The 11000-nt window shown below is 44.0% G+C and carries 8 protein-coding genes and 1 pseudogene; 1 reads left to right on the plus strand and 8 read right to left on the minus strand.

The window, feature by feature from the left end:
- Nucleotides 1-200: 200 nt before the first annotated feature.
- From CUU64_RS09790 to CUU64_RS09825, 8 genes are all read right to left on the minus strand, one after another.
- Nucleotides 201-977 (minus strand): IclR family transcriptional regulator, encoded by a 777-nt coding sequence (locus CUU64_RS09790; protein ID WP_101633421.1) that lies wholly within the window; start codon nucleotides 975-977, stop codon nucleotides 201-203.
- A 74-nt stretch (nucleotides 978-1051) separates the two neighbouring features.
- Nucleotides 1052-1831 (minus strand): fumarylacetoacetate hydrolase family protein, encoded by a 780-nt coding sequence (locus CUU64_RS09795; RefSeq protein ID WP_101633422.1) that lies wholly within the window; start codon nucleotides 1829-1831, stop codon nucleotides 1052-1054.
- 14 nt (nucleotides 1832-1845) lie between these two features.
- Nucleotides 1846-3051: an NAD(P)-dependent malic enzyme gene (locus tag CUU64_RS09800; protein WP_101633423.1), complete on the minus strand. Its 1206-nt coding sequence runs from the start codon at nucleotides 3049-3051 to the stop codon at nucleotides 1846-1848.
- A gap of 215 nt (nucleotides 3052-3266) precedes the next feature.
- Nucleotides 3267-5444 carry a malate synthase G gene (locus CUU64_RS09805; protein ID WP_101633424.1) on the minus strand — a complete coding sequence of 726 codons (2178 nt, stop codon included), beginning with the start codon at nucleotides 5442-5444 and terminating at the stop codon, nucleotides 3267-3269.
- A 248-nt stretch (nucleotides 5445-5692) separates the two neighbouring features.
- Entirely contained in the window at nucleotides 5693-7156 is a 1464-nt protein-coding gene (locus CUU64_RS09810; RefSeq protein ID WP_101633425.1) for an FAD-linked oxidase C-terminal domain-containing protein, read from the minus strand.
- Nucleotides 7156-8514 (minus strand): (Fe-S)-binding protein, encoded by a 1359-nt coding sequence (locus tag CUU64_RS09815; protein ID WP_101633426.1) that lies wholly within the window; start codon nucleotides 8512-8514, stop codon nucleotides 7156-7158. Before CUU64_RS09815 ends, CUU64_RS09810 begins: the two co-directional genes overlap by 1 nt.
- A gap of 2 nt (nucleotides 8515-8516) precedes the next feature.
- Nucleotides 8517-9836: an FAD-binding oxidoreductase gene (locus CUU64_RS09820; RefSeq protein ID WP_101633427.1), complete on the minus strand. Its 1320-nt coding sequence runs from the start codon at nucleotides 9834-9836 to the stop codon at nucleotides 8517-8519.
- Nucleotides 9837-9903: 67 nt separating this feature from the next.
- Complete coding sequence (locus CUU64_RS09825) at nucleotides 9904-10590, minus strand: FadR/GntR family transcriptional regulator (protein WP_308302350.1); 687 nt, start codon at nucleotides 10588-10590, stop codon at nucleotides 9904-9906.
- Nucleotides 10591-10864: 274 nt separating this feature from the next.
- On the opposite strand from CUU64_RS09825, the pseudogene CUU64_RS22925 reads away from it, so the two are divergent.
- A pseudogene (locus CUU64_RS22925) lies at nucleotides 10865-10991 on the plus strand (formate/nitrite transporter family protein); the annotation flags it as partial.
- Between the last annotated feature and the right edge of the window lie 9 nt (nucleotides 10992-11000).

Consider the following 11000-nt stretch of genomic DNA (forward strand, 5'->3'; position numbering starts at 1 on the left):
TCAAGTACGAAAAAAGTTTATTACGGACACAGAAAATTGTTATATAACTAAACTAATAATGTTGTATAACAAACTCTGATCCTTAATACCCATTATACAAAGATTGTCTTTTAAATTACAACAATTTTTAGAAAATTAAATAAATAAAATGACAAAAAAATGCCTGGCTTCTCCTATTACAAAGAAGTCGGGCATTTTTTTTAACTGATCCTGCTTTCATATCCAAGCCTTGTTGAAATCTGCCTGCCAATATGGAGCATCCTATCTTGAAGATGATCCATTCTTTCACTGGTCATGCGCATCGTCGGTCCGGAAATACTTGCAGCTGCAATCACTTTCCCCAAGTGGTCAAAAATGGGGACGGCAATACACGTAATGCCGTATTCATTTTCTTCCAGGTCAAGGGCATAGCCTTTTTGTTTTACATGTTTCAATTCCTGCAAAAAGGCTTCTTTATCCGTAATCGTACTTTCTGTATGCCTCGGCAAGCCTTTTCGCTCAAGAATATCTGAAACAATACCCGCAGGCAAGTGGGCAAGGATTGCCTTTCCCACTGATGTACAGTGCATCGGCGCCCTTTTTCCCACTTTAGAGTGCATGCGAAGCGTTTGATTCCCTTCCAGCTTTTCAATGTAGACAACTTCGCCTTGATCATACACGACAAGATGGATGACCTCGTTCGTTTCGGTTTCCAGTTCTTGCAGATACGGCAAGGCTTCGGCACGCAGATCGATTGATTCCAGCAGCTTTGAGCTTATTTCCAAAAATTTATATCCCAGTTTATAGCGCCCAGTATCGGAATCCTGTTCAATATATCCATATTGGACGAGTGTTGACAGGATTCGATAAACGGAACTTTTGTTGATATCTATTTGCTTGGCGATTTCCGTTACGCCTAGCCCGCCTTTTTTCAGACTCACCAGTGTAATGATATCCAATGCCCGGCTCACGGATTTTACCATATTCTCTCTATCCATACTTGTTCACCTCGGAGGTATCACCATCATACATGCTATTATAGCATATCCCGTTTACCGGGCATTTGGAATGATTAGTACGCTTTAGCGCTTTCTTTTGCAGTGGCGAAAGTATTGCGGAGAGCGCCAATCTCTTTAATTTCGCAGGAAATTTCATCGCCGGCCCCCACGAATTCTGCACCAACAGGGCTTCCGGTTAAAATCACATCTCCCGGTTTAAGTGTCATCACATTTGTAAGATAAGATATCATTTTTCTGATAGGGATAATCATCAATTCAGTAGCGCTGTTTTGTTTTTCAACACCATTAAGTTTTGCTTCCACTTTTACCTGGAAAGGATCCAGTTCTGTTTCAATGACAGGACCCAGCGGCGTGAATGTATCAAAGGATTTACCAATTGTCCAATGGCCATCCTCGCGGAAAAATTGAGGAGCCGTAACATCGTTGCCAACGGTATAACCAAACACATAATCCAACACGTCTGATTCAGGGACATTTTTTGCTTCTTTACCAATGACAATGGCTAATTCAGATTCGAATTTTACTTGATCAATGCCTTGCGGGATAACGATTTCTTCTTCTGGCCCGATAACCGAGGATGTAGGCTTGAAGAAAAATACCGGGATTTCAGGCAGTTCAGATGGCAGGTCCTCTACTTTAGATACATAATTAGCGCCTATTCCAATGATTTGGTTTGGCAATAGCGGGGCAAGCTGCTTCACTTCAGATGGTGAAAATGATTTCCCTGTGTATTCCCAATCACCAAAGATATCACCAGAGATTTCCTTGATTGCCTCGCCTTCCACTACTCCGGTATGAACGGTTGTATTATACAAAAACCTTGTGAATTTCATCGCAGTACATCCTCTCAAACTATGTTTTCGTGTTCTTTGTTCTGTTTACGGGCCACACCGGATTTTATTGCAGCTTTTGCTACAGCATCTGCAACCTCCTGAGCTACCCTCTCATCAAAAGCATGCGGGATTACATAATCCTTCGACAGTTTATCATCACTGACCAAATTTGCTATGGCATATACAGCCGCAAGCTTCATTTCTTCATTGATTTCAGTTGCATGGACGCTCAACGCACCTTTGAAGATTCCTGGAAACGCCAGTACATTATTTACCTGGTTCGGAAGGTCCGAACGGCCTGTTCCAACGACTGCTGCTCCAGCAGCTAGTGCAGCATCCGGCATTATTTCCGGAACTGGATTGGCCATCGCAAAAATGACCGCATCCTTATTCATTGACTGTACCATCTCTGGTGTAACCGCATCAGCGACCGAAACGCCAATGAACACGTCCGTTTCTTTCATCACTTCTTCCAAAGCTCCGGCAATCCGATTTTTATTTGTGATTTCAGAAATGGCTTCCTTCATGGAGTTCATCCCATCCATCCGTCCTTTGTAAATAGCGCCCTTGGTATCACACATGATGATATCAGCCACGCCCATATTAAGGAGCAATTTAGTGATGGCAATACCTGCCGCACCGGCCCCGTTAACTACCACTCTGATATCTTCAAGGCGCTTGTCGACAACCTTCAGGGCGTTAATCAGTCCTGCTGCCGTCACAATCGCCGTTCCATGCTGGTCATCATGAAAAACGGGAATGTCCATTTCCTTTTTTAATGTTTCTTCAATGATGAAACAATCCGGTGCGGAAATGTCCTCCAGGTTAATTCCGCCAAAGGTCGGTTCCATTGCTTTCACAATCGAAATGATTTGGGCTGGGTCACTTGTATCCAGACAAATCGGAAAGGCATCTATACCGGCGAATGCCTTGAATAGCGCTGCTTTCCCTTCCATAACGGGCATTGACGCTGCTGCACCTATATTTCCAAGCCCCAATACAGCGGACCCATTGGAAACGACTCCAACTAGATTGCCTTTAATTGTATAATCATAGATTGTCTCCGGGTTCTGGTGTATTTCCTTGCAAGGTTCTGCTACACCTGGCGAGTATACTAAACTTAAATCATTCGAATCTTCGACTGTAACCTTAAGTTCGGTGCTCAATTTCCCTTTTGCCTGCTTGTGAAGTTCAAGCGCCATTTCACGTAGGTTAGACATAGACTCATCTCCTCCAATATTATTGTTGCCAGCGAAAAAGAATTGGGGGACGTTGAAACTGGCGTTAATGCGAGGTGAGTCTCTCCATTTCAACAGTTAACAGCCCCATCTGCTCCTTGCCAAAATGGATGAAGCAGGAAAATATTGTATAACATAGGCTGACTCTTTGATAATACTCGAGTCAGCCTACCTTCTCATTTCAACAATGTCTTTGCTTATTGTTTTACAGCGAACTTAGCTTTTGCTTCGATCCTTCTGCGATGAAGGATTGGTTCCGTGTAACCATTAGGCTGGTCATAGCCCTCGAATATTAGGTCACATGCAGCCTGGAAAGCAACGGAATCGTCATAGTTTGGAGCCATGTTTCGATAGAAAGCATCTCCGGCATTTTGCTCATCAACGACTTTTGCCATCCGCTTCAAGGAGTCCAGAACCTGTTCTTTCGTACAAATGCCATGGTGCAGCCAGTTTGCCATGATCTGGGATGAGATTCTCAACGTAGCACGGTCTTCCATTAGCCCAATATTATTAATGTCCGGTACCTTTGAGCATCCGACACCCTGTTCCACCCAACGGACAACATATCCAAGAATACTCTGAGAATTGTTATCCAGTTCGTGCTGGATTTCTTCCGGGCTCCAATTAGGATTTTTGGCCACTGGAATTTCAAGGATGTCATCCTGCAGGTCGACTTGTTCAGAAAGCTTTTCATTTTGTACCTGTCTCACATCGATTTGATGATAGTGCAAAGCATGCAGCGTAGCACCAGTTGGCGATGGTACCCAAGCCGTATTGGCGCCCGTTTGCAACTGGGCTCCCTTTTGTTCAAGCATCGCTTCCATCATATCAGGCATTGCCCACATTCCCTTACCAATTTGGGCGCGCTCCTGGAAGCCGCTTGCAAGTCCGACCTGGACGTTGTTACGCTCATAACCTTGTAGCCATTTAGATGCTTTCATTTCACCTTTCGGAATCATCGGGCCTGCTTCCATAGAAGTATGGATCTCATCGCCTGTACGGTCCAGGAATCCGGTGTTGATGAATACTACGCGGTCCTTCACCTTGCTGATGGCAGCCTTCAAGTTGAGTGTAGTCCTGCGCTCTTCGTCCATAACCCCGATTTTAAGAGTGTTTCTTTCAAGCTCCAGCAGGTCTTCCACACGATCAAATAATTGATTGGCAAACGCAACTTCCGCGGAGCCGTGCATTTTTGGTTTTACAATATAGATGGAACCTTTTGTTGAATTTTGGTACTTGCCGTTTCCTAACACAGTGTGTTTTCCGATCAAGCTGGTAAGCACTGTATCCAAGATTCCTTCTTGTACCTCTTCTCCATTGGCATCCAAAATCGCATTGATTGTCATTAAATGCCCCACATTGCGGACAAACATTACGGAGCGGCCGCGAAGTGATACTTCCTCACCAGATGGCGATGTGTAGACACGATCCGGATTAAGGGTTCTTGTCATTTGTTTGTCGCCCTTAATGAAAGTGGAAGACAGGTCTCCTTTCATCAAGCCCAGCCAGTTCCTGTATACAAGCACTTTATCTTCAGCATCAACAGCTGCAACAGAGTCTTCGCAATCCATGATTGTAGTCGTAGCGGATTCCAGCAAAATGTCCTTTACTCCAGCTTCGTCTGTTTTCCCGATTGGATGGTTCCGATCAATTTGAATCTCAAAGTGCAATCCATTGTTTTTAAGCAATACAGCAGAAGGATTTTCTTGGTCTCCCTGATATCCTGTAAACTTTTCTTCTTCCTTCAAGCCAGTTGTTTCGCCATTTTTCAGGGAAACTGACAGCTTGCCGTCTACAACCGCATAACGGGCAGCGTCTTTATGAGAGGCGCCGTTTAAAGGGGCTGTTTGATCAAGAAAATCTCTGGCAAAGGCGATGACCTTTTCTCCACGAACCTGATTGTATCCGCCACCGCGGTGTGCCCCGCCTTCTTCACTGATTGCATCGGTTCCGTATAGTGCATCATATAGGCTTCCCCAACGAGCGTTTGCTGCGTTGATAGCATAACGGCCATTATTCACTGGAACAACCAATTGAGGTCCCGCTTGGTAAGCGATTTCATCATCGACATTTTGCGTCGTAATTTTAAAATCCTCTACTTCAGGTTCTAAGTAGCCGATTTCCTCCAGGAATGATTTATATGCTGCAAAGTCAAAGCTGTCATTTTCACGATGCCATGCATTGATTTTCGCTTGGATGTCGTCGCGAATAGCCAATAATTCTTTGTTTCTTGGAGTTAAATCCGATACGAGAGCCTCAAAACCCGCCCAGAATTTATTCTGATCCAGGCCGCTTTCAGGAAGGGCTTCTGAATTAATAAAATCATAGAGTTCTTGGGCTACTTGTAAATTGCCTGCTTTCACATATTGAGTCATCGATATGTCCTCCTCTTGAATGCGTTTATTTCAGTGTTTTGTATAACAGCCGCTTTTTTGTTTGCTATTACAAAACGCTGTTTCAAATTTTTATCTAAAAAAATGATAGCACGATTTTCGGCTGGATTTCAATAATTTTCATAAAATTTATTAAATTCTTTGATTTCTTTACATTTACTTAAAACTTCTATATATAGCCAAACCGTCATTAGAAGTGTCAAGGGGAGTCCCCCTGACACTGAACCATTCTAGGATATTGCAGTTTCTTTCTCTTTCAAATCCCTCTTGATTTCCACACAGCGTCCTGGCATTGGGAACAGCTTGCCGGCATTCAAGAGATTATGAGGATTGAATACTTCTCGAATATCCGTTTGGGCGATAATTTCTTCATCGGAAAATACAAAGCGCATTTCCTCCCGCTTTTCTATCCCAACTCCGTGTTCACCAGTGATGGTGCCCCCGACATCCGCGCAAACCTGAAGGCATGCACTTCCTGCTGCCAAAGCCCTGTCACTTTCTCCCGGTATTCTCGCATCAAAAAGTACGAGCGGATGAAGATTCCCATCTCCAGCATGGAAAATATTAGCGATGCGCAGACCATAATCTTCACTAATTTTATTGATTTTATTGAGTACCTCAGGCAGCTTGCTTCGCGGAATGACACCGTCCTGTACCAGATAATCCGGCGAGATGGCGCCCATTGCACCAAATCCTGTTTTCCGGTTGGCCCACCATCTGCCTCTTTCCGCCTCATCCTTGGCTGCCCTAACCTCACGGACGTTCCTGTTTTTACATACCTCGACAATATGATTGATTTGTTCATCCAACCCTGCTGCGATTCCGTCCACTTCAATGAGCAAGAGTGCTTCAATATCGCGCGGGTGCCCTACAGGAAAAGCTGCCGCTTCCACTCCCTCTATGGCCACTTTGTCCATCATCTCAAGTGCTGCAGGGACAATTCCTGCAGAAATGATATCAGAAACAGCCTGACTTCCATCCTCAACCCGATCAAAGTAGGCCAGAACGGTTTGCTTCGACTCAGGGTTTTTCAAAATCCGCACGGTTATTTTGGTTACAATGCCCAATGTTCCTTCTGACCCTGTGAGAAGACCAAGGAGGTCGTAGCCAGGAGCATCTGGTATCCCATTTGCGCCAATTTCTACAATTTCACCGTTCGGCATGACAACCTCCAGCCCAAGAATATGGTTGGTAGTAACTCCATACTTCAAGCAATGGGCCCCGCCGGCATTTTCAGCGACATTTCCACCGATGGTGCAGCAATATTGGCTGGACGGATCCGGTGCATAATAATAACCCTTGTCAGCGATAGAGTTCGTCAGCTTTAAATTGACAAATCCTGGCTCGACGACTGCGCGCCTGTTTTCGAGGTCAACACTCAATAACCGTTTCATCCTGACTAAACTAATGACAACTTCCCCATTTAAAGGAATGGCCCCTCCGCTTAATCCTGTGCCAGCTCCTCTGGCAAGGAAAGGCAACTGGTTATCTGAACAATATTTTACGAGTTTAGCAACTTCCTCTGTATTTTTCGGAAATACAACTGCTTTTGGCAAATGCTTATGAAGCGTGAATCCATCGCAATCATAGGCAATTAAATCTTCAGTATGATATAAAATCGAACGTGCATCGCCGACTATATTAGCAAGATTGATAATATGTTTATCCTTCGATTTGATACCTTTTATTGCCATCATTGCCCCTCCTTCTTGCCGTCCTCTTTTTGGTAGGCCCAATCCAGCAGCTGCACCGTATGAACTACTTTTTGGTTTCTTCCTTGTTTTTGAACGCCCATTGCCATTTGCAGCATGCAGCCCGGGTTGCCCATGGAGATCATTTCAACATCTTCAGGGACATTTTGCATTTTGTTTTCCAGAACTTCCGACGCCATTTCCGGATTCGTAATGTTGTAGATTCCAGCACTTCCGCAGCATCGGTCCGAATTCGGCATGTGCACCATCTCCACTCCCGGAATATTAAGCAAAAGATCCCTCGGTTCCTCGCGTACACCTTGGCCATGGGCAAGGTGGCATGCATCATGATAAGTGATGCGAGTGTTCAGTTCCGCTTTCGGTTTTTCATAGCCTGTATCGTACAGGTATTTCGAAATATCCTCTACTTTCGCTGCAAACTCTTCTGCTTTTTCGTGCCATTCAGTGTCCACTTCACGGAACAGTTCACCATATTCTTTTAGCATACAACCGCATCCTGCGGCATTCACGATTATTTTATCGGCATCTTTAAATGCTTCGATGTTTTGTTTAGCAAGCTTTCTTCCTGTTTCACGGTCTCCTGCGTGTACATGCAGGGCTCCGCAGCAGGTTTGGTTTTTTGGGATGGTTACATCATTTCCATTCCGGGTTAATACATTAATCGTTGCTTCATTAATATCACTGAACATTACGTCCATTACACAGCCTGTTAAGAATGAAACTTCAGCCTTTGCTTCTCCTTTGGCTTTGATGACGTTTTCATTTTTGTATTTTTTGCGGACTGGCTCCTTCACTTCCGGCATGATCGCTTCCATATCAACCAGGTGTTGCGGCATGATATTGATTAGCTTTGTCTTGCGGACGACCTTTTGTATCCCGCTCTTTTGATAAAACCTAAGCAAGCCGCCAAGTGAATTCAACCGGTTTTGGTGCGGGAATAATTCCTTCAGGAACACTTTGCTTACTGTTCCTTTCCAGCCTGTTAATGGCATGGCCTGGCGGATTTGGCCGCGGGCTTCTTCAATAAGACCGCCCACATCAACGTCAGCTGGACAGGCGGTGGTACAGGCACGGCAGTCAAGACATGCAAATACCGGATCCATGAACTGCTCATTTACAGATAATTTCCCTTCTGCCACCGATTTAATCAGATGGACACGGCCCCGCGGAGAATGCTGCTCCTGGCCGGTTATTTCATAGGTTGGGCATGATTCTAGACACATTCCGCAGTGGACGCAATCCGCCCACTTATTTTCATCCGGATGGTCGGTCCAGAGATAATTGCTTAAGCCGGTCGTACAGGCAGGATCTTGCCTTAAATCTGTTTCTTTTACACTCATTATTAAATCCCTCCCACGAATCTTTTTGGATTAAGAATTCTGTTCGGATCAACCTTGGTTTTGATTCCTTCGAGCAGGAAGAAATGCGCTGGCGTGTCGCCCCATACGCTAACTTCCTTACGGAGAGCAAATGGCAAGTGTTTAACAACAACGTAGCCACCCAGTTTCGTGATAGTATCCCGTAGCTGGTGAATGGCTGAAACGACGTCTTCCCCCGCCCCTTTAAGCTTAACCTGGCATAACCCATGGCCAAGGCCTCCGTGGGCATCGACGAGAAGGTTGTGAGAGTCTGAAAGAATCTGGCTTTCTTTTAAAACATTCAGAACATCAAGGTTGATGACGCCAATTTTCATGACAGCCTGTGTTTCATTATTTCCTCCTTCCAATGCAGGATGAGGTGTGAGTTCATAGAATTGGTTCCAAAATTGGTGTGCGTGTTCCTGACTGAGAATTTCCACATCAGAGCTGTTCGGCTTTATGTTCCTTACAAACTCCTCCTGGTATAGGACAGAGCTTTCAACATCCTCAAAGCCAATGGCCAACGTGTATTTCTTTTTGCCTGTCAATCTTTCTGATAACGATGGATTCAGCAGTTCAAGGGAAACGGGCTCCATTATTGAATCCAAAAGCTTAATGGCAAATGAGCGGATCTGATCGAAATTCCCGTCTGCGAATGATACAAGGATAAGACTTTCGTATTTTGGTATCGGACGAAGCTTTAAGGTCACGTCCGAAACTACCCCCAACGTTCCCATAGAACCGATAAATAACTTGTTCATATCATAGCCGGCGACATTTTTTACGACTCTTCCACCTGCGCGGATGACTTTGCCATCAGGGTACACAATCCGAAGCCCAATGACGGTATCCCTTGCGGATCCATAACCAAGTCTCTTGGGACCGCTTTCATTTGAGGCGATAATACCGCCTATTGTTGATGATCCCGGTAAAAACGGATCGAGTGCAATCTTTTGGTTATACTGCGATAAGTAAGCTTGAACCTCTCCAAACGTCGTTCCCGCTTTCACTGTCAATGTCATGTCCCCGGGGACGTGTTCAACAATTCCTTTATATTCTGCTAGCGAAAGCAGGATATCTGCGGATTCGGTCAAGCCGCCAAACCCTTTTTTTGTCCCGCCGCCTTCTACATAAACTGTTTTGCCGTTGTCGTTAGCATATTTTAAAACTCTTGAAATCTCTTCCTCGGACTTAGGAAAAACTACTACCTGCCCGCTGTTGCCAAGGGAATGTTTTTCCCCCTCTTTTATTTGTTCCTGGGGTAAAAAAGCTTGTAATTCAGTTAATAACTCTGCTGTTATCAAATCCGACACCTCCGACTGTTCCGTAATAACAAACAACGTTTTCTTAAATTCTTAAAAAAAGTTTTCGTTATGGACTCTGAAGCAATTGGCTTTGTAACAATTCTTTTTCAACAAAATCCAAATGTTCAATCATCCGCTGTTTTGCCAAGTCTGGTTGTGCAAGCTTAATGGATTCATAGATGCTTTCATGTTGTTCCACGATTGTCCGAACCGTTGACTCGTTTTTTTGAATATAGTTATGGAAGTCAACCATCGCTTTCTTCATCATCGTTGAGATAAATTGAATTAACTGGATGATGATTTCGTTACCTGTGGCTTTTGCTATTGCTGTATGGAGATTGTAATCAGCCTCCCATCCATGTTCCGATTGATTAGAGAGAATTTCTCCGATTAGTTTTATATCTTCTTCTGAACGATTAAGCGCTGTCATTTCTGCAATGCCTGCCTCTAAAATCTTTCGAACCTTGAACAGTTCCCTGATGTCTCTTGAACTTGGGAGCGGAAACGGATTCGTAAATAACTTAGTTGAATCGAAGCCGCAAATATACGTGCCTTCCCCCTGCTTTACATAAACGGTACCTTTCCCCTTTAGCGTAGTGATCGCATCGCGGACGGCTGATCGGCCAACACCGAACATTTCACATAGCTCACGGACGGAAGGAAGCTTTTCACCTGCTTCAAATTTTCCAGAATCAATCATCTCTTCAATATGTTCCACAACTGCATCAGATACCTTTTTCGTAGAAATTTTCACATTCCCAATTCCTCCACTCCCCTTTCAGACATCACATATCTGATAAGTTTGCTGTTACTATAATTAAAACACTTCCTAATGAACTTTTCAAGAAATATTCTGAATTTATCTTATTTTTTGAATTGAACTTCTAAATCTGAATATATGGTTGATCCTACTAATTATACTAATCTCTTCTACCCTGCCTTCCTTCATATTTAATTTTGCCTTTGCTGTCATCATGTAAGGGTTGCCATACACTTTTAACTATTACCTTTACATGACATACTGGGTACATGGGGGAGGCGACCTGTTTTAAGTAATACTTTTTACTATACATATGCGGCACTCCGCAGGAAGTTAAGATGGCCTACTGTTACTAACTGTGGATGTACAGTTATATTGGAAACATTCTTGGTGCTAATGAAATT

Source organism: Bacillus sp. V5-8f (assembly GCF_002863565.1).
Taxonomy (GTDB): Bacteria; Bacillota; Bacilli; order Bacillales; family DSM-1321; genus Peribacillus.